Here is a 19,419-nt window from a genome sequence, read left to right on the forward strand (position 1 = left end):
TCTATAAATATCAATTAGTTATAAGGTAATTTTCAGCTGATGATGAAGGCATTTTTCATTGCTGTGACCAGCGCTTTGATAGCCTCCATCCCCTTGGTCGAAGCACCCCCCTCCTCTTTCAGCGCCGCTAAGCACATTGCAGGAGAAAGCAGGAAAAAAGCTTATCGAGATTGTTTTTGGTAATGCAGATAGATTGGGTCGAATTGAGAAAGCTGCTTCAATCGCTCCCAATCGAGAATCGTCAAACGTTTCTTTTCCAGCGACACCAGGCCTTTCTGACGCAGCTTTTGAAGAGCCCGATTGGTATGTACCTCTGTCAGCCCCATCGTCTCACCGAGTTCCGCCTGGCTCAGTGGAAATTCAAAACTTTCATTTTCAGCACAGCCAGCAATACGCGAACGTATCAGCATTTCACAAAAGACATGCGCCAGACGTGGCTCGGCCAGCCGAGTTCCCATATTGACCAGCCATTCCCGTAAAACGGCTTCATCTACCAGGGTGGACCAGAAAAGCGCTCGCGCCAGACGATGATGGTTTTCCATGATGTTGCGCATCTCATCCGCTGGAAACTTGCGTAGCGTCACTGGGGTAAGCGCACGGATCGAGTGATCCATCACCTCAAGGATGGTGATATGCACATCACACAGATCCCCCGGAATCAGGTAGGCCATGATGTGATTATCGCCATTTTCCAGAAGCTTGTAGCGACATGCCCATCCCTTTTCGATGAGATAGACGTGCTCGGGCCGCTCGTTTTCATTGATGATGATCTCCCCTTTTTCCATCTGAACGCTTCGAGTAGCCGCCTTCTCCAGCACCTGCTTTTCTTCGCTGGAGAGAGTCATGTAGTAACTCAGCTTATTGACCAGTGCTTCAATCACTGCCTCTCTCCTCAGCCTAGTTTGGCTTATTTATAGATATAGCTATCGCTCATATAGATGAAGGCAGTATGGCATAGAGAAAGAGATGCTTTTTCAACAAAAAACTAACTTAGGTTGTAGTGCTTAAATTGCCCAAACATGGGTAAAAAGGCAATCTTCTAACCAAACATCTAGGGTATTCAGCTGTGAGGAGGCCGTGTAAATCGATCTGTCGCTGAGCGCGTCTATGGAAACGCCTGCCCTCACTACTGTATAAATACGGCTATGTTGGTATCTGTTGTTGGTCGGCGCCTATCGCCACGCGAAGCCATGCCTCCTCCGATGGCTTAGCGGTTTCAAACAACCGCCGCCATGCCAAGTAATTCGGTAAGTACGCTGTCCCCACCCCATGAAAGCGCCCCATCCAGCCCTTCAAGCGGCCGATATAGCCGTTGTCGTTCTGAATATGGTATTCCTTGCCGATCACTCGCTGGTTATCGAGTGTGATTAGTCGATGATGGGCAATGCCATGCTCAGCAGAGAAGGACTTATACCAGCTGTGCCCGTCCGAACATAAAATCGAATCGCGATCGATTATCGGCGCCAGAAAGTCGTGAACAGTGGACTTCTGAAGCGCCGGGTCCACCAGGTCACTGACATGGCCATGGCGATCACGCACGATAATGACCGGAATTTTATCTGCTTTTTTCTTCTTATTGCCTTGGCCACCGCGTTTCCGAGGCGCCCGGTGCGTGAGGTGACGCTTCCCCTTGCAGGACTCCACGAAGAAGGTTTCATCTACTTCGATAATGCCGGACAAGGCATTGCCGTTGGCACTGGCGCTCTCTTTCAGAAAACGATGACGCCAGCGGAAGGCCGTCTTCAAATCGATCCCCACTCGGGCTGCCGAGACGCGTAATGTCAGGCTGTCGCGCATACAGCGCAAGTAATCGAACCATTTGTCACGATGATGCAATTTAGCCAAGGGTGTCCCCGTGAGGGAATTGAACGTTTTGCGGCACGCGGGACTCCGGCACCGATACCGCGGCAAGCCACCGGCACGCCCCCATTTGACAGGATGTTCATGGCCGCAGTGGGGACATGGGGGGTAGGATTTTACCGTCGCGATCAGGGTGTCCGCTTGGGCGTTGATTTGCCCAAGCAGCTGATTGGATAAATATTTTTTGAGATCGACAGGGAGGCGAGCCAGTGTCTGCTCGAGAGCGTTGAGGTCTGAACGCTTCATGGTGTACTCCAGAGGAAACTGGATATACAGTAGTTTATACAGTGTTTTTAGAGTACGCCAACAACAGTTACCAACATAGCCATAAATACACATATAACAACCAACCAGGATCTCCCATGGCTAAACCGACTCAGCCTTCAAGCTACGAACGACTAGGCCAGCGCATCCAGCGCGCGATCAACTCTCCCAAGGCACAGTCACAGAAGTGCGCGGAGATCTCGCGCCAGCCCGAGGAGAGTATTGATGATTGGAACCGGCTGCTCGAGGAGCTGAGCACGCTCGGCCACGTGACGATGATCCCGCTTGATGATGAAGCGGGCACGATCCGTCTACGCTGGAATCCAGAAGAAGCGATGTAATGTGTACCCACCGGCGCGGTTGAATCTATCTCGCCAAGGTGGCCATCTCGGCATTTGCAAATCGAGTACCATGCGTCATATAACATGGAAGCAGGTATTCAAAGGAGGCGTTATGTCACGAAGGATAGCGGTCAAGGATAGTGAGGGTAATGACGATTATGTCGTCGCTGAATGCGGCCCGGTGCGCCACTCGAAGCTTTCTGGCAAGAGCTCTGATCTGCCCGGCGTCATGAGCTTTTACCTATCCACTGGCGAAGCGCTGAACCTTGAGTCAGCTCAAAGGTTTGTAAATCCTATGACAGAGGAATCCTACTACGCAGTTAATGACGAGGACATTGAGTGGTTGCGCGGGCTGTAGCGGTATTGGCAGCGCTGGTTATCGGCAAAGCCTAGGTGTTTGGTCCCGAAAAGTTGGCTGGCTGCGTTGCCTGCATTTCTGGTGACTACCTTTAATCCACCAAGGAGGATGACGGTGCCGCGTTACAAAATCATCTAAACCGGGCTACCCTTCATCTTATCTGAGGTAGTTCTTCGGTTGCTGGTGGGGTTGCGGTGCGGTGAGAAAAGCGATCGGTTGTTGCCAGTTGTCCCCTCCTGCTTCCGATGCGTGCCACCTATTTGGAACCTAGAACGATGCCCAACGCAAAACGGCCACCTCGCTAGTTAGCTAAGTGGCCGTTTTTACTTATGTTTCTGGTCGGAGCGACAGGATTCGAACCTGCGACCTTTGCAACCCCATTGCAACGCGCTACCAAGCTGCGCCACGCTCCGAATGCCTTGTTTTTTAGCGCATCAATTGCGCCTCAAGACGGTGCGTATACTAGCGTTTTGAGCGCCAAATGCAAAGCCCTTTTTGCGCTTTCTTTTCAGCGTCTTGCCTTGACATCAACAGGCAGTGATACCATCGGCAGAATCAGCTTTACCAAAAGGAATCAGCATGTATCGCCAGGAGGCATCGGGACTTTTCAAAGGAATGAATGCGCGAGTCACGATAATGGCTATGGTCATGATCGCCACCGCACTGGCTTACGGTGTCTTTTTTACCGAGCGTTTAGCGTTCGGTCTGGATGTGGCCCGCACATACTTGAATCCTTTTCTTGAGTGGTACTATGTGTTGCTGGTCACTGTTCTACTGTTTTTCATGGTATGGCTGGGCATGGGTCGCTACAAGAACGTACGCCTGGGCGGGGATTACGAGCAGCCCGAGTTCACTTATTTTTCATGGATTTCCATGTTATTTGCCGCCGGTACCGGGGTAGGCATCCTGTTTTGGGCAGTGGCCCAACCCATCCTGCAGTTTCAGGAAAATCCCTTCATTGATGAAGGCATGTCACCGGATGCCGCTCGGGTGGCCATGCGCCTGAGCTATTTTCATTGGGGGCTGAATGGCTGGGCGATCTTTTCGTTCGTCGCCATCGTGCTGGCCTACTTCGCCTATCGGCGGCAACTGCCGTTGACTATTCGCTCAGGGTTGGAGCCGGTACTCGGCAAACGCAACCATGGCTTTCTCGGCGATCTGGTGGATCTGCTGGCGGTATTCGGCACGGTATTCGGTATCGCCACCACCCTGGGGCTGGGCGTTCAGCAGATGAATGCGGGGCTGAATGCCGTGTTTGGCTTACCCACCTCCACCACATTACAGGTCATCATCACTGCCATCATCATGAGCGTGGCCACCCTATCGGTTGTCTCAGGGGTCAAGCGTGGGGTACGGCTGCTTTCAGAAGCCAATTTCTGGTTAAGCATCACGGTAGTGCTTTTCCTGCTGGTGTTCGGCCCCACGCAATACCTGATCGCCATCACCATCGAATCCGCCGGTGACTACATCCAGAACCTGATGAGCATGACCTTTCATACCAACGCCACCATAGACGATGACTGGCAGGCGGAATGGACGGTGTTCTTCTGGGGTTGGTGGCTGGCCTGGTCGCCTTTCGTCGGCATGTTCATCGCACGGGTGTCGCGCGGGCGCACCTTCCGCGAATTCGTCATGGGGGTACTGCTGGTGCCTACCATCATTAACATCATCTGGATCGGGCTGTTTGGTGGCACCGCGCTTTACCATGAGCTGTTCGGTATCGGAGGCATCGTTCAAGCGGTGGACGAGGAAGTCGCCACGGCCCTGTTCGCGACCATCAACGCCATGGGTATGGGAATAGTCGGCACCGGGGTTTCCGCGGCCCTGGTCGTGTTGATCGCCACTTATCTGATCACCTCGGCCAATGCCGGCACCCTGGTCATCAATACGATTCTCTCGGGTGGCGACCCGGACCCCCCCACCGCTCACCGGATCATCTGGGGCGCGGTGCTGGGGTTGCTGACCGCCGTGCTGTTGCTTGCCGGAGGTCTGGAGACGTTGCAGTCCGCCGTCATCATGGCTGCTTTGCCCTTTTCGGTTATCGTCATACTGATGATGGTGGGGTTGTTGAAAGCACTGAATCGCGAACGCTACGCAGCCCGTACCGGTGAACGTGCCGAAGCGCCGCGTGAGCCTTGGGCCGACCTGGGCGATGCGGGTACCGGCCCGACCCCGGTTTCCAGTGATGAACGCTACAAGAACAATTGACGCTGCAGGACCTTGCTCAAGCAGCATCGTCAGCCTCGCGCAGCAGTTGCTCAAGCGCCTGATGAATGCCGGGGGCGGTGACCAGCAGATGCTTGCTGTAAAGATCCGGCGGCATGTCTTCCGGGCAGGGGTAACGGTGTGAAACCGTGGCCCCCGCCTCCCGGGCGATCAGCCAGCCGGCGGCAGAATCCCAGGGCGAGACGCTTTCGTAATAGGCGTCCAGGCGTCCACAGGCAACATCACACAGATCCAGCGCTGCCGAGCCGTTACGCCTTACGTCCTGGCAATGATTCAGCGTTGCGGTCAATCGCTGGATCAATGCAGCGCGTTCACTGCGACGATGCGGGAACCCCGTGGCCACCAAGGCGCGAGAAAGCTCAGTGGCCTGGCTGGCGCGAATCGGCTGTTGATTGCAGAAAGCGCCCTGGCCGAGCATGCCGGCGAAGGTTTCATCCAGAAACGGCGCATGCACCACGCCGAGCTGGGTATGCCCCTTCACGGCCCAGGCGATGGAGACCGCCACATGGCGTAACCCATGGGCAAAGTTCACGGTGCCGTCTATCGGGTCCACCACCCAAAGCGCCTCGGCTTCCGCCAGGCCATCCTGTTTTGGAGAAAGTTCTTCGCTCAGGATGGCATCATCGGGAAAAGCGGCATTCAGGCGCTGTTTGATAAAGGTATCCACTTGAACATCGATATCGGTGACCAGTTCGTCGCCCAACTTGTAGCGATGATCGAATCCTTGTTGCTCACGTGCGGTAACGATCATTCGGCCCGCCTCACGAGCAATAGCCACCGTTAATTCAAGACGTTCAGCCAGGGAAAGTGCCGACATAGGGTATCCTTTTCACGGTAGAGCAAGTGGGTTTGGTCCTGTGGGTCAACTAACTTTTAGCGGTCAGCCAGACAGGGCGTATTCACGTTAGCGCATTCTCGCTTGGCAACAAACTTCGATTCAGTCAGGAACTTAATGAGACGTCCCTTCTTTCACTACCCATCGACTACATCATGACTATCATCAGACGTTTTTTCGGCGTATTTCGCTACAGTGGCCGTGCCCTTTCACTGGTATGGCAGACCTCCCGCGCCCTGACCATCGGCCTGGCGATATGTACCCTGGTCGCCGGGGTCTTGCCTGCGGTTGCCGCCTGGCTGGGGCAATTGATCGTCGATTCGGTAGTCGACGCCATGGCCTATCACCGTGAAACCGATGCCCCCGCCTCCTGGCAGACCCTGTGGCCGGTGATGCGTTATGTGCTGGCGGAGGCCGGGGTGATCGCCGGCATCGCCCTGGCTCAGCGCGGTCTTTCGGCGCAGCAGTCGCTGTTGCGCGCCCTGCTCGGCCAGAAGGTCAACGTGATGATTCTGGAAAAGGCCGGCACCCTATCGCTGACCCAGTTCGAGGACTCGGAATTCTACGACAAGCTCACCCGTGCCCGGCGTGAAGCCTCGACACGCCCGCTGGGGCTGGTCAACAAGACATTTTCCTTGTTGCAGAATGCTATTTCGCTGGTGAGCTTCGGGGTGCTGCTGATCCAGTTTTCCCCCTGGGCACTGCTGGTGCTGCTGGTCGGCGCCCTGCCGGCCTTCTTCTCCGAAGCCAAGTTCTCCGGCGATGCCTTTCAACTGTTTCGCAGGCGCTCGCCGCATACCCGCATGCAGATGTATCTGGAAACCGTGCTGGCGCGTGAGGACAGCATCAAGGAGGTCAAGCTATTCGGCCTGGAGCCTTTGCTGCTGTCCCGATACCGCGATATTTTCCACACCCTGTACGGGGAAGATCGCAGGCTCACCTTACGCCGCGAAAGCTGGGGATTCGTGCTGGGCTTGCTCGGTACCCTGGCGCTCTACGGCGCCTACGCCTGGGTGGTCGTCGAAACCGTTGTCGGTCAATTGACCCTCGGCCAGATGACCATGTACCTGATGGTATTCAAGCAGGGCCAGAGCGCTCTTTCCGCCAGCCTGACCTCGATCAGCGGCATGTACGAGGACAATCTTTACCTGTCGAATCTCTATGAATACCTGGAACAGCCGGTGGCGTCGGAACAGGGCAGCTTGACCCAGGGCGCCCAGCCCGGTGACGGCATACGCTTCGAAAACGTGAGTTTCTTCTACCCCGGCGCCGAAACCCCTGCCCTTTCGGCGATTTCATTGCATGTACGTCCCGGGGAAAGTTTGGCCCTGGTGGGTCAGAATGGCTCGGGCAAGACCACCTTGATCAAGCTGCTCACCCGGCTTTACAGCCCCAGCGAAGGCCGCATCCTGCTCGATGGCAGCGACTTGCGAGACTGGGATGTCGCCACCTTGCGCCGACGTATCGGGGTAATCTTTCAGGACTTCGTGCGTTACCAGCTCAAGGTCGGCGAGAACCTGGGGGCCGGAGACGTTGCGGCCTTCGATGAAGAAGCCCGCTGGCAGGAAGCCGCCCGGCGCGGCCTGGCCGATGAATTCATCAATGAGATGCCGGGGGGGTATCACACCCAGCTGGGGCGTTGGTTCAAGGGCGGGCAAGAGCTTTCCGGCGGCCAATGGCAGAAAATCGCCCTTTCCCGAGCCTACATGCGTGAAAGTGCCGACATTGTGGTACTCGATGAACCCACCGCCGCCATGGACGCCGCGGCGGAAGCCGCCGTCTACGCCGATTTTCGCGAGCATCGCCGCGACAAGATGACCATACTGATTTCACACCGCTTCTCGACGGTACGCGCAGCGGACCACATCCTGGTCATGCAGAACGGGCGTATCATCGAGCAAGGCAGCCATGACGCCCTGCTTGCTGACGATGGCCGCTATGCAAGCCTGTTCAGGCTACAGGCCGAAGGATATCGTTAGGCGCTTTCCGGCGCTGTCAGCCGTTTTACTTTACTGTCTATTTTTCGCTTTCTGGAGATTCATAATGCCCAAGTTTCCTGTTTCCAAGTTCCCTGTGTTACTTCTCGTCCTGCTGATCGGCGGCCTTGGCGGCTGCACCACTTATACTTGGCCGGATGGTTCTCAGGAAACCGTACTCGGCGTTCCCGCAGAAGAGGAAAATCGCCGCTACGAAGAAGAGCGGCAACCCGAAGGCGTACGTTATCGCATCCCCGGGGAAGTGCCGGAACCCAACGCCGACTAATGCCATCGCGCTTTTCTGTCTTTCACATTAACGCTTGGAGGTAAGGGATGACCGAACAACGGTCGAGTGGTGAACGAAGTCCTGAAGGCGTCGCCTGGCATAGCCTATCCTGCGATGACGCCCTGACTCGGCAGCAAAGTACCCAGAGCGGACTTTCGAGTAACGAAGCCCAAACACGCCTCGATAAATACGGCCCCAACAAGTTGCGCAGAGAACAGGCGCGCCCCTGGTACAGGCGCCTGCTGGATCAGTTCAACAATATCCTGATGCTGATCCTGCTGGTGGCGGCGGCGGCAAGCCTGTTGCTCGGCCACAGCCTGGATGCCGGGGCCATTGTCGCGGTAGTGCTCATCATCGCGCTGATTGGTTTCTTTCAGGAGGGCAAGGCGGAACAGGCACTGGAAGGCATTCGCAATATGTTGTCCCCCCAGGCCAATGTATTGCGCGATGGCAAGCGCGCCACCATTGCTGCAAAAGCCGTGGTACCCGGCGATATAGTGCAGGTGGAAAGCGGTAACCGGGTGCCCGCCGACCTGCGCCTTATCGAAGCACGCCGCTTTCGTACCGATGAAGCGCCGCTGACCGGTGAGTCCGAGCCGGTGGACAAGACCACCCAGGCCGTGCAGGAAGATGCCGAGCTTGCCGAGCGAGGCTCCATGGCCTACGCCGGTACCATCGTGGTCCAAGGCACCGCCAAGGGGCTGGTGGTGGAGACCGGCAGCCGTACTGAAATCGGCAAGATTTCCGAAATGCTGCGCAGTGTGGAGCAACTCAAGACCCCGCTTCTGGAACAACTCGACCGCGCCGGGCGAGTGCTGGCGATATTCATCCTGGGCGCCGCCGCCATCACTGCGGTACTTGGCGCGCTGATTCACGACCAACCGCTGGGTGAGATGTTCATGGCTGCGGTGGGCCTGGCGGTCGCCGCCATCCCCGAAGGCTTGCCTGCCATCGTGACGATCAGCCTGGCCTTGGGCGTTCAGAGCATGGCCAAGCGCAATGCGATTATCCGCCGCCTGCCGGCAGTGGAAACGCTCGGCTCGATCTCCACGATCTTTTCCGACAAGACCGGTACCTTGACGCGCAACCAGATGACCGCCCAGGCCATCTGGCTGGGCAATCAGCAATACCGGATCGATGGGGTGGGCTTTACGCCCGAAGGCAAGTTTCGCCTGGCGCAGGATGGCGAATCAGGCCAGGCAATCGATATCGACAAGCACCCCGAGCTTGAATATTTTCTCAAGGTGGGGGTGCTGTGCAACGATGCCGAACTCGCCAGAGACAAGCAAAATGATCGCTATCATATCCTCGGCGACCCCACCGAAGGGGCGCTGGTGGTAGCCGCCGCCAAAGCCGGTATCGACCCCCATGCCCTGCGCAGGACATATGAGCGTCTGGATGCGATTCCCTTCGAATCCGAGCACAAGTACATGGCTATCGTTACTTATATGGATGACCAGCGCCGTTTACTGTTCAAGGGAGCCCCGGACCGGTTGCTGGAAATGTGCCGCTACGTCCGTACCCCTGAAGGCATTGTCGATCTGGATGTTGAAAAGTGGGAAACCCGCATTCATGAGTTGTCTTCGCGGGGCTTGCGCGTGCTGGCGATCGCCGAAAAATCCGCCGAGGGAATCGATACCCTGGAGCACGACCACGTTCAGGAAGGCAGCACCCTGCTGGGTATCGTCGGCCTGCTCGACCCACCCCGGGACGAAGCCATCGAGGCGGTAAAAGTATGTCGTCAGGCAGGGATTCGTCCGGTGATGATCACCGGCGACCATGCCACCACAGCGCTTGCCATCGCCAAGCAACTGGGCTTTTCTCACACCGAGAAAGCGTTGACCGGGCGGGAGATCGAGGTCATGTCCGACGCCGAGCTCGAAGACGTCATCCTGGAGGTCGATGTCTATGCACGCGCCTCGCCGGAGCACAAGTTACGCCTGGTCAAAGCCATGCAGGCTCGTGGCGGGGTCTGCTCGATGACCGGCGACGGCGTCAACGACGGCCCGGCGCTCAAGCGTGCCGATGTCGGCGTGGCGATGGGCATCCAGGGCACCGAGGCGGCCAAGGACGCCTCGGAAATGGTGCTTGCCGATGACAATTTCGCGAGTATCGTCAATGCCATCCGGGAAGGCCGCAAGGTCTACGACAATATCCGCAAGACGGTCACCTTCATTCTGCCGACCAACGGCGCCCAGGGCTTGGCGATCATGCTCGCCGTCCTGGCCGGCTCCGTTCTGCCGATCACCCCGCTGCAGGCGCTCTGGGTCAACATGGTGGTTGCCGTGACACTCGGCCTGGCACTGGCCTTCGAAGAAGGCGAAAAGGACCTGATGCAGCGTCAGCCACGCGACCCCGACGCGCCCTTGCTGAACATGTTTCTGCTCTGGCGGGTGATCTTCGTTTCCATGCTGCTGCTGGCGGGGGTGTTCGGCATGTTCAGCTGGATCCTGGCCCAGGGGGGCAGTGAAGCCCTGGCCCGGGCAGGCGCGGTGAACATGCTGGTTACCGGCAGCGCGGCTTACCTGATCAACAGCCGTTTTCTGGTCAACAGTACCCTTTCCCTGGAAGGCATTTTCGGTAGCCGCCCAGTATGGATTTCCATCGGGCTGATAATGCTGTTGCAACTGGCGTTTACTTACCTACCCTTCATGCAACTGATCTTCGGCAGCGCAGCATTGGGGCTGGGGCACTGGCTGGTCATCGGTGTTGTCAGCATTGTCATCTACTTGCTGATCGAACTGGAAAAAGCAGTCTGGCGCAGGCGCAAGGCCGCACCCATCAGGCATTAAAAACGCCGCCCCTCTACGTGTGGAAAAACAAATGTGTGCTATTGGTTAAACGTCATGTTTGCTTGAATTGGAGGTAACGGATGGCCGACCAAAATAACCAGGACGCACCCCATGATATCGCTTGGCACAGCCTTGCCGGCGATGACGCCCTGGATAAATTGGAAAGCAATGAGCAAGGACTCTCGCAAAGCGAAGCAAAAGCCCGGCTAGACAAACATGGCCCCAACAAGCTGGAGAGACAGCAAGGTCGTCCTTGGTACAAGCGGTTGCTCGACCAGTTCAACAACGTTCTGATGCTGATTCTGATTGTCGCCGCGATAGCCAGCCAATTTCTCGGCCATACGCTGGATGCCGCGGTCATTCTGGCGGTGGTGATCATCATCGCCCTGATCGGCTTCTTTCAGGAGGGCAAGGCCGAGCGGGCACTGGATAGCATTCGTACCATGCTCTCGCCCAAGGCGAAGGTACTGCGCGATGGCCGGCGTGACACCATTGATGCCGAGGCGCTGGTACCCGGGGATATCGTGCAGCTCGAAAGCGGTGACCGCATCCCCGCCGACCTTCGTCTTATCAAGACACAGCGTTTTCGCAGCCAGGAAGCCCCCTTGACCGGTGAATCCGAACCGGTCGACAAGGGCACCGACCCCGTTGACGAAGACACCCCTCTCGCGGAACGTAGCGCCATGGCGTATGCCGGCACCCTGGTCGTGCAAGGTACGGCCAGGGGGCTGGTGGTGGAAACCGGCCGGCATAGCGAAATCGGCAAGATTTCCGAAATGCTGCGTGGCGTGGAAAAGCTCAAGACCCCCCTGCTTGCGCAACTCGATCGGGCCGGCAATGTCCTGGCCATCTTCATCGTCAGTGCCGCCACCATCTCGGCCTTTCTGGGCGTATTTATACACGACCAACCGCCCAGTGAGATGTTCATGGCCGCGGTGGCATTGGCGGTGGCCGCGATTCCGCAAGGTCTGCCCGCTATCGTGACGATCGGCCTGGCCTTGGGTGTTCAGGCCATGGCCAAGCGCAATGCCATCGTGCGCCGCCTACCCGCAGTGGAAACCCTGGGGTCGATCTCGACCATCTTTTCCGACAAGACCGGTACCTTGACGCGTAACGAGATGACTGCCCAGGCCATCTGGCTCACCGAAAAGGAAGTCCGGCTGTCAGGGGTGGGCTTCTCGCCCGAAGGCAAGCTGCACGAGGCACCCCAAGACCCCGAAAGTGACGAGCCGGGCGAGGAACTTTCGTTGGAAGATAATCCGGCGCTAAAACACTTTCTGCTCACCGGGGTATTGTGCAACGAAGCCGAGCTTGAACAGCAAGAGCGCAACGCAAAGCAACAAGATGGCGACAAGCAAGACGACCAGAACCAGGAACAGGAGCAGGAACAGGAAAAGCAGCGCTGGGCCATTCATGGCGACCCGACCGAAGGCGCCCTGGTGGTTGCTGCGGCAAAAGCCGGTATGCAGATTGCCGAGCTGCGCGATGAGTACCCGCGCCGAGACAGTATTCCCTTTGAATCCGAAAATCGCTACATGGCGACGCTCAACGAGATCGACGGCAGCGATTATATTCTGGTCAAGGGAGCGCCGGATCGGCTGTTGGAAATGTGCGACCGGATGCGCAGCGGTGACGACGACGTGGAATTGGATCGCGATGAATGGGAACAACGCATCCAGACCCTGTCCGCCCGCGGCTTGCGCGTGCTGGCGGTAGCCGAGAAAAAAGCCGATCAAGACCTCGATGAACTCAGCCCCGAGGCCGTCGAGAACGGCCTGGTACTGCTGGGCATGGTGGGCCTGCTCGACCCGCCCCGAGAGACGGCTGTCGAGGCGGTAAAGCATTGCCTGAGAGCCGGGGTTCGCCCGGTGATGGTCACGGGGGATCACCCCGTGACGGCGCGGGCCATTGCCGAACAGCTGGGCTTCGCCCATACCGATAAGGCCTTCACCGGCCGCGACGTGGAAGACATGTCGGATGCGGAGCTGGAAGACAATATCAATAAAGTGGATGTCTATGCCCGCGCCGCGCCGGAGCACAAGCTACGCCTGGTGAAGGCCATGCAGGCCAAGGGCGGCATCTGCGCCATGACCGGCGACGGTGTCAACGACGGCCCGGCCCTTAAACGCGCCGATGTCGGCGTGGCCATGGGAATTCAGGGCACCGAGGCGGCCAAGGAGGCTGCGGAAATGGTATTGGCCGACGATAATTTCGCCACGATCGTCAATGCCATCGAGGAAGGCCGCAAGGTCTACGACAATATTCGCAAGACCATCACTTTCCTGCTCCCGACCAATGGGGCGGAAAGCCTCGGTGTGCTGATTTCCATGCTCGGGGGGCTGATGCTGCCGATAACCGGGCTCCAGATCCTGTGGGTCAACATGGTCACCGCCGTCACCTTGGGCATGGCCCTGGTATTCGAGGCAGCCGAAGCCAATGTGATGCGCCGTGAGCCGCGCAACCCGGATGCCCCCTTGCTTAATCTTTTCATGCTATGGCGGGTGATCTTTGTCTCCTTGCTGCTGGTGGCTGCGGTCTTCGGCATGTTCTTCTGGCTTTATCATGGCCAGGGCAACAGTGTTGAATTGGCGCGTTCCGGGGCGGTGAACATGCTGGTAGTCGGGGAAATCGTCTACCTGCTCAACAGCCGCTTCCTAATCAATAATTCCCTGAGCATCGCCGGACTCTTCGGTAGCCGCCCGGTGTGGATCGCCATCGGGTTGGTGGTGGCCATCCAGCTTGGCTGGACCTATCTGCCCTTCATGCAGGTGATTTTCGAAAGCGAGGCCATCAGCCTTTTCCATTGGGCGATCATCGTTGCTGCCGGCCTGGCGCTTTTCCTGATTGTCGAGTTTGAGAAATGGGTGCTGCGCCACTGGAATCTGGTCGGCAGCGAGTCTTCACCCAGGCAGCAGCACGATGAAACTACCGCTCATGAAAGCTCATGAACGGCGCTTGGTCCGGGCACTGGCCGGAGCGTTGAGCGGATCTGCCGGCCAGGGATGCTTGGGGTAGCGGCCGCGCATTTCCTTGCGCACTTCCACGTAGCCATTGGACCAGAAGCTGGCCAAATCCCGAGTCACTTGCAGCGGTCGCCGGGCGGGGGATAACAGGTGCAACACCACCCCCACCCGGCCCTGCACCACGCAAGGCGATGACTGCCAGCCGAACACCTCCTGCAGCTTGACCGCCAACACCGGATCATTGCCTTCCGAACAAGCTGTGTAATCGAGGCGAACCTGGGAGCCGCTGGGCACCGCCAAACGGTCGGGAACCAGCTCCTCCATCCGGGTGCGAAGCGACCAGGGCAAGCTTTCCAGAAGAAAGGTTGCCAATGGCAGCCGGTCCACAGCGTCCAGCCGGCTGATGCCGTCAAGCCTCGGGCTCAGCCAGTCTTCCAGCGTTTCAAGCAGCGCCGCCTGCGACCAGTCCGGCCATTGGTCGCCCTGCTCGCGGCGCAACAGCGCCATACGGCCCAGCAGCTGCTGGCTCCTTTCATCCAGCACCAGGGTGCCACGCCGCCGCAGTGCTTCGAGCAATGCACTGCGTATCGCCTCCGCAGGCAGCTTGCTTAGCGGCCGACGCGCCAGGATCACCGCCCCCAAGGCCTGAACTTCCTCGCCGAGCAAACGCCCCTGGGTAGCTGACCATTCCAGCCGGGTTTGCCAGTGGCGCGCTTCGGGATACAACGCTTCCAGGCGTTGCTGCTCAAGCGCTGCAGCCTTGAAGATACGGGCCTGGCTGGGGTCGCCGTCCAGCTCCACCGCCACCAGAAAAGCGGCATGCGCCAGCGGATGCTCCACCGCCAAGCTCGCCAAGCCGCCACCGGCCAGGCGAAAACGCCCCGGCTCGAGGCGCTGGGCGATGCGCTCGGGGTAGGCCAGTGCCAACAGCGCCCCCATCGCCGTGACATTCGTCACTTCAAGCGCACAGCCTGCCAGCCTGGCCAGGCGCTTGGCGTCACGCTGCCATTGGCGATAGTCACTTTGCCATTGATAGTCCCGCAGCTCGTTCAGGCGTTGTTGCACTGCCTTCGCCAGATCGGGTTCGCGCTGCCGGTCACCGCCTTCCAGCAAGGCAGCCAGGGCGCAGGCCAGGGGTTGGGCATCGAACTGCCCTGCCCGCTCCAGCATTACCGCCAGCCGCGGATGCACCGGCCAGCGGGCGCACCGGCGACCCAATTGGGTAAGCTGATGCTTGTCATCGAGCACTCCCAGGCGCTTGAGCAAGTCGCGCCCGGCCTCCAACACCCCCTTGGCGGGCGGCGTTACCCAACTGAGCTGCTCGGGCTGCGCAACGCCCCAGCGCGCCAGCTCGAATGCCAGCGGGGCAAGATCGCTCTGGCGCATTTCCGGCTCGGCGTGGGCCACCAAGGGCTGCTCTTCCGCCCACAGCCGAAAGCACCACCCCGAGCCCTGGCGACCGGCACGCCCTCGGCGCTGGTCGGCACTGGCGCGATTGACCCGGCGCGTTTCCAGGCGTGTAAGCCCGCTACGCGCCTGGAATACCGGCACTCGTTCAAGGCCCGCATCGACCACCGCTTTCACCCCGTTTACCGTCACGCTGGACTCGGCAATCGCCGTGGCCAGCACCACCCGTTGCCCAACCACCGGCATCAGGGCGTCTCGCTGTTCACTCAAGGGCAAACGCCCGTGCAGCGGCTTGAGTGGCACCTCAGGCTGGCGGCGCTGAAGTTCACGCTCCAGACGATGGATTTCCGCAACGCCCGGCAGAATCACCAGCACATCACCCCCGCTGGTGGCCAGGGCTTCCTCCACCACTTCCGCTTGTTGGGCGGCTAGCTCCTTGCGCTGATTCAGCGGGCGGTAATGCGTGCTCACCGGGTACTGGCGCCCCGGGCAGTCGATCAGTGGGGTATCCGCCCCCAGCACCTGGCGGAGCGCCTCGACATCCAGGGTCGCCGACATCACCAGCAGGCGCAGATCCTCGCGCAGGCCTTGCTGCACATCGAGCGTCAACGCCAGGCCCAGGTCCGCGTCCAGGCTGCGCTCGTGGAACTCATCGAACAGGATACCCGCCACACCTTCGAGCATGGGATCGTCCTGCAGCACGCGCGTCAGCACGCCCTGGGTGACCACCTCCAGGCGGGTGTTCGGCCCCACCCGGCTTTCCCCGCGCATGCGATAGCCCACGGTTTCGCCGAGCGTTTCCCCGAGCATGTCGGCCATGAAGCCTGCGGCCAGGCGCGCGGCCACCCGGCGTGGTTCCAGCAGCAGGAGCTTGCTACCCTGGCACCAGGGTTGCTGCAATAGCGCCAGCGGCACTCGGGTGGTCTTGCCCGCGCCGGGTTGCGCCACCAGCAAGGCACGGTTGTGCCGGGCCAGGGCGTCACAGACGGCCTCAAGGCGCGACTCGATAGGTAGCTCGGTGGCTGGCAATTCATCGATCATGAAGCTGTCATCATAATGTCACCTCTACACATATACGCTATACCATATATAGTTTCATCATCCCGACGACAAGGAGCCAGGCATGGCAATCAATATCGGTATCAATGGTTTTGGGCGCATTGGGCGGCTGGTGCTTCGCGCCGGCTGGAACCACCCGGATATCGACTTCGTTCAGATCAACGATCCCGGTGGCGATGCCGCGACCTTCGCCCATCTGCTGCAGTTCGACTCGGTACACGGCCACTGGACCGGCGGCGGCGATGATATCACGGCAAGCGAAAGCGCCCTGAACGTGGCCGGCAAGCGCATTGCCTTCAGCGGCAACCGCGAGATTGCCGAGACCGACTGGTCGCGGTGCGATGTGGTAATCGAAGCCTCCGGCAAGATGAAGACCACCGACAAGCTGCAAGCCTACCTGAATCAAGGGGTAAAACGGGTGGTGGTCAGCGCGCCGGTGAAGGAAGCCAACGTGCTCAATGTGGTGATGGGGGTGAACGATCATCTATTCGACCCCCAGCAGCACCCTATTGTCACCGCCGCCAGCTGCACCACCAACTGCCTGGCGCCGGTGGTCAAGGTGATCCACGAAAAACTCGGCATTCGCCACGGCTCCATGACCACCATTCATGACATCACCAATACCCAGACCATCCTCGATGCGCCGCACAAGGACTTGCGCCGTGCCCGGGCCTGCGGCATGAGCCTGATTCCCACCACCACCGGGTCGGCCAAGGCGATCACCGCCATCTTCCCCGAGCTTGAAGGCAAGCTCAACGGGCATGCCGTGCGCGTCCCTCTGGCCAATGCCTCACTGACCGATATGGTATTTGAAGTCAAACGCGAAACCAGCGCAGAGGAAGTCAATGCACTGCTCAAAGAGGCCGCCGAGGGTGAGCTTCGCGGCATTCTGGGTTATGAAGAGCGCCCGCTGGTCTCGATCGATTACCGCTCCGATGCACGCAGCTCGATCATCGATGCTCTCTCGACCATGGTGGTGGCCGGCACCCAGGTCAAGCTTTACGCCTGGTATGACAACGAATACGGCTACGCCTGTCGCACCATGGAACTGGCGGTCAAGGTGGGCCTGAGCGGATGAAGGGACCGATCAGCGCACGTCTCGCCGACCTGCCCGCGGAAGTCCGCCAATACCTGGTGGTCACCGGCAATTACTGGGCCTTCACGCTCACCGATGGCGCCCTGCGCATGCTGGTGGTGCTGTATTTCTACGGCTTGGGCTATTCGGCGCTGGAAGTGGCGCTGCTGTTTGTGTTCTACGAGTTTTTCGGGGTGGTGACCAACCTGGTGGGCGGTTGGCTGGGCGCGCGGCTGGGGCTCAACCGCACCATGAACCTGGGGCTGGGCATGCAGATCCTGGCCCTGGCCATGCTGCTGGTACCGGCAGCCTGGCTCACGGTGGCCTGGGTAATGGCCGCCCAGGCGCTTTCGGGGATCGCCAAGGATCTCAACAAGATGAGTGCCAAGAGCGCGATCAAGACCTTGGTGCCGCAAGGCGAAGGGGGCCATCAGGCGCTGTATCGCTGGATTGCCGTGCTCACCGGTTCGAAGAACGCCCTGAAAGGCGTGGGCTTCTTCATGGGGGGCTTGCTGCTCACCCTGGTGGGGTTTCAAGGCGCGATTGCGCTCATGGCGGCCATGCTCGTCCTGGTGCTCGGGCTTTCCCTGAGCAAGCTCAAGGGCGATCTGGGGCGTGCCAAGGCCAAGCCGAAATTTCGCGAGATACTTTCCAAGAGCCGTGCCATCAACATTCTTTCTGCCGCGCGGATGTTTCTGTTCGGCGCCCGGGATGTGTGGTTCGTGGTCGCCCTGCCGGTGTTTCTGGCCACGCAGTTCGGCTGGGAGCACTGGCAGGTGGGCGGCTTTCTGGCGCTCTGGGTCATCGGTTACGGGGCGGTGCAAGCCCTGGCCCCGCGTATTACCGGCCGATATGCCGGGCGCGGCGCGGCGATAGGCTGGGTCGCGGCACTTGCGCTGATTCCGGCGCTGATCGCGCTGGGCCTTGAGTGGCAACCCCGGCCGGTGCTGCTGGGCGGGCTGCTGCTGTTCGGGGCGCTGTTTGCGGTCAATTCCAGCCTGCATAGCTTTCTGATCGTCAAACTGGCGCGCAGCGACGGCGTCTCGCTGGATGTCGGCTTTTATTACATGGCCAACGCCATGGGCCGCCTGATGGGTACCCTGCTCTCCGGCTGGCTCTACATGAGCGCCGGGCTTGGCGCCACGCTCTGGGTGTCCAGCGCCATGCTCGTGGCCACGCTGCTGATCAGCCTGGCCTTGCCGAAGGCGTCTCCAAGGCCTGACCAGACGGCGGCGTGATCCCGCAGCCCTTGAGAATCACCTGGACCAGAAAGCCGGTGATCTCGTCGATATCCTGCTGGGATAGCGCGCGGCGACCGGTGATCCCCAGCACTTGAGCGCTGTAATCGGTGTAGTGCTGAGTGGCCGACCAGATCAGGAAAATCAGCCAGCGCGGCTCCACCGCATCCATCTTGCCGCGCTCGGCCCACTGGCGAATGATGGCGGCGCGGGTCTCCACCCAGTCTCTCAGCTCGCCGCTCAGGTAGTCTTGTAGAAAGGGCGCGCCGCCGAGAATTTCCGCGGCAAACAGTTTCGAGCCTTCCGGGTAACGCTGCCCGAGCACCATCTTGGTGCGAATGAAGTGGCTCAACACCTCGCCGGGGTCACTTTCCGGGGTGATATCCTCAAGCACCGCGTTCCAGCGCTTCATCATGCGATTCAACAGCCGCACATATAAGGCCTGCTTGCTGCCCATGTAATACAGCACATTGGCCTTGGGTAGCCCAACGGCATCGGCGATAGCCTGAAGGCTGGCGCCCCGGTAACCGTGGCGCGCGAATACCCGTTCGGCAGACGCCAGAATACGCTGCTCGAGTCGTTCACGGTTGTTGCTTTCCAGCGCGGGGGGTGATGCTGACATCGCAGATTCCGTGGCAAAAAACCCAAGCTTGCCCCACGCCGGTGCCCCTTGCAAATACTTGCAAGGGGCACTTTTCTGTCCCAATCTCAAATGAGATTGACCCATCGGGCGGCTCGC

Annotated in this window: 14 protein-coding genes and 1 tRNA gene; 9 read left to right on the top strand and 6 right to left on the bottom strand. The window is 59.3% G+C overall.

What is annotated here, in order from left to right; translation table 11 throughout:
* Nucleotides 1-161: 161 nt before the first annotated feature.
* Nucleotides 162-881, bottom strand: a complete 720-nt coding sequence (locus GPM19_RS00250) for a Crp/Fnr family transcriptional regulator (RefSeq protein ID WP_319928069.1) — start codon at nucleotides 879-881, stop codon at nucleotides 162-164.
* 262 nt (nucleotides 882-1,143) lie between these two features.
* The gene (locus tag GPM19_RS00255) at nucleotides 1,144-2,106 is read right to left on the bottom strand and encodes an IS1595 family transposase (protein ID WP_160416897.1); all 963 of its coding nucleotides are present in this window, start codon (nucleotides 2,104-2,106) and stop codon (nucleotides 1,144-1,146) included.
* Between the two features lie 116 nt (nucleotides 2,107-2,222).
* Here GPM19_RS00255 and GPM19_RS00260 point away from each other — a divergent pair, with 116 nt between their 5' ends.
* Entirely contained in the window at nucleotides 2,223-2,465 is a 243-nt protein-coding gene (locus GPM19_RS00260) for a DUF1654 domain-containing protein (RefSeq protein WP_160416898.1), read from the top strand.
* A 112-nt stretch (nucleotides 2,466-2,577) separates the two neighbouring features.
* A complete protein-coding gene (locus tag GPM19_RS00265; RefSeq protein WP_160416899.1) occupies nucleotides 2,578-2,823 on the top strand; it encodes a hypothetical protein in 246 nt (81 codons plus the stop codon).
* A 336-nt stretch (nucleotides 2,824-3,159) separates the two neighbouring features.
* Here the strand turns inward: GPM19_RS00265 and GPM19_RS00270 are convergent.
* A tRNA-Pro gene (locus GPM19_RS00270) sits at nucleotides 3,160-3,236 on the bottom strand.
* 223 nt (nucleotides 3,237-3,459) lie between these two features.
* On the opposite strand from GPM19_RS00270, the gene GPM19_RS00275 reads away from it, so the two are divergent.
* The gene (locus tag GPM19_RS00275) at nucleotides 3,460-5,031 is read left to right on the top strand and encodes a BCCT family transporter (protein ID WP_227842026.1); all 1,572 of its coding nucleotides are present in this window, start codon (nucleotides 3,460-3,462) and stop codon (nucleotides 5,029-5,031) included.
* Between the two features lie 16 nt (nucleotides 5,032-5,047).
* Here GPM19_RS00275 and GPM19_RS00280 read toward each other — a convergent pair whose 3' ends face one another.
* Complete coding sequence (locus GPM19_RS00280) at nucleotides 5,048-5,866, bottom strand: inositol monophosphatase family protein (protein ID WP_160416901.1); 819 nt, start codon at nucleotides 5,864-5,866, stop codon at nucleotides 5,048-5,050.
* A 173-nt stretch (nucleotides 5,867-6,039) separates the two neighbouring features.
* On the opposite strand from GPM19_RS00280, the gene GPM19_RS00285 reads away from it, so the two are divergent.
* The 4 genes from GPM19_RS00285 (at nucleotide 6,040) to GPM19_RS00300 (ending at nucleotide 13,886) form a co-directional block, all read left to right on the top strand.
* Nucleotides 6,040-7,863: an ABC transporter ATP-binding protein gene (locus GPM19_RS00285; protein ID WP_160416902.1), complete on the top strand. Its 1,824-nt coding sequence runs from the start codon at nucleotides 6,040-6,042 to the stop codon at nucleotides 7,861-7,863.
* A gap of 64 nt (nucleotides 7,864-7,927) precedes the next feature.
* A complete protein-coding gene (locus tag GPM19_RS00290) occupies nucleotides 7,928-8,146 on the top strand; it encodes a hypothetical protein (protein WP_160416903.1) in 219 nt (72 codons plus the stop codon).
* A gap of 47 nt (nucleotides 8,147-8,193) precedes the next feature.
* Nucleotides 8,194-10,938 (top strand): cation-translocating P-type ATPase, encoded by a 2,745-nt coding sequence (locus GPM19_RS00295; protein WP_160416904.1) that lies wholly within the window; start codon nucleotides 8,194-8,196, stop codon nucleotides 10,936-10,938.
* An 80-nt stretch (nucleotides 10,939-11,018) separates the two neighbouring features.
* On the top strand, nucleotides 11,019-13,886 hold the full coding sequence (locus GPM19_RS00300) for a cation-translocating P-type ATPase (protein WP_160416905.1): 2,868 nt from the start codon (nucleotides 11,019-11,021) through the stop codon (nucleotides 13,884-13,886).
* Here GPM19_RS00300 and hrpB read toward each other — a convergent pair.
* Nucleotides 13,881-16,349, bottom strand: a complete 2,469-nt coding sequence (gene hrpB, locus GPM19_RS00305; RefSeq protein WP_160416906.1) for an ATP-dependent helicase HrpB — start codon at nucleotides 16,347-16,349, stop codon at nucleotides 13,881-13,883. The genes GPM19_RS00300 and hrpB overlap by 6 nt on opposite strands.
* An 82-nt stretch (nucleotides 16,350-16,431) precedes the next feature.
* On the opposite strand from hrpB, the gene GPM19_RS00310 reads away from it, so the two are divergent.
* Nucleotides 16,432-17,445, top strand: a complete 1,014-nt coding sequence (locus tag GPM19_RS00310) for an ArsJ-associated glyceraldehyde-3-phosphate dehydrogenase (RefSeq protein WP_160416907.1) — start codon at nucleotides 16,432-16,434, stop codon at nucleotides 17,443-17,445.
* A complete protein-coding gene (gene arsJ / locus GPM19_RS00315; RefSeq protein WP_160416908.1) occupies nucleotides 17,442-18,680 on the top strand; it encodes an organoarsenical effux MFS transporter ArsJ in 1,239 nt (412 codons plus the stop codon). The genes GPM19_RS00310 and arsJ overlap by 4 nt, the downstream gene beginning before the upstream one ends.
* Here the strand turns inward: arsJ and GPM19_RS00320 are convergent.
* A complete protein-coding gene (locus GPM19_RS00320) occupies nucleotides 18,628-19,302 on the bottom strand; it encodes a TetR/AcrR family transcriptional regulator (RefSeq protein WP_160416909.1) in 675 nt (224 codons plus the stop codon). The two genes, arsJ and GPM19_RS00320, sit on opposite strands and share 53 nt — an antisense overlap.
* Nucleotides 19,303-19,419: the final 117 nt, after the last annotated feature.

This window comes from Vreelandella zhuhanensis, assembly GCF_009793355.1.
In the GTDB taxonomy this organism is placed as follows: Bacteria; Pseudomonadota; Gammaproteobacteria; order Pseudomonadales; family Halomonadaceae; genus Vreelandella; species Vreelandella zhuhanensis.

Coding starts and splice junctions, on each gene's coding strand:
- arsJ (WP_160416908.1), top strand. CDS start 17,442: ATGAAGGGACCGATCAGCGCACGTCTCGCCGACCTGCCCGCGGAAGTC.
- GPM19_RS00260 (WP_160416898.1), top strand. CDS start 2,223: ATGGCTAAACCGACTCAGCCTTCAAGCTACGAACGACTAGGCCAGCGC.
- GPM19_RS00310 (WP_160416907.1), top strand. CDS start 16,432: ATGGCAATCAATATCGGTATCAATGGTTTTGGGCGCATTGGGCGGCTG.
- GPM19_RS00295 (WP_160416904.1), top strand. CDS start 8,194: ATGACCGAACAACGGTCGAGTGGTGAACGAAGTCCTGAAGGCGTCGCC.
- GPM19_RS00320 (WP_160416909.1), bottom strand. CDS start 19,302: ATGTCAGCATCACCCCCCGCGCTGGAAAGCAACAACCGTGAACGACTC.
- GPM19_RS00290 (WP_160416903.1), top strand. CDS start 7,928: ATGCCCAAGTTTCCTGTTTCCAAGTTCCCTGTGTTACTTCTCGTCCTG.
- GPM19_RS00265 (WP_160416899.1), top strand. CDS start 2,578: ATGTCACGAAGGATAGCGGTCAAGGATAGTGAGGGTAATGACGATTAT.
- hrpB (WP_160416906.1), bottom strand. CDS start 16,349: ATGATCGATGAATTGCCAGCCACCGAGCTACCTATCGAGTCGCGCCTT.
- GPM19_RS00285 (WP_160416902.1), top strand. CDS start 6,040: ATGACTATCATCAGACGTTTTTTCGGCGTATTTCGCTACAGTGGCCGT.
- GPM19_RS00275 (WP_227842026.1), top strand. CDS start 3,460: ATGGCTATGGTCATGATCGCCACCGCACTGGCTTACGGTGTCTTTTTT.
- GPM19_RS00280 (WP_160416901.1), bottom strand. CDS start 5,866: ATGTCGGCACTTTCCCTGGCTGAACGTCTTGAATTAACGGTGGCTATT.
- GPM19_RS00300 (WP_160416905.1), top strand. CDS start 11,019: ATGGCCGACCAAAATAACCAGGACGCACCCCATGATATCGCTTGGCAC.
- GPM19_RS00255 (WP_160416897.1), bottom strand. CDS start 2,106: ATGAAGCGTTCAGACCTCAACGCTCTCGAGCAGACACTGGCTCGCCTC.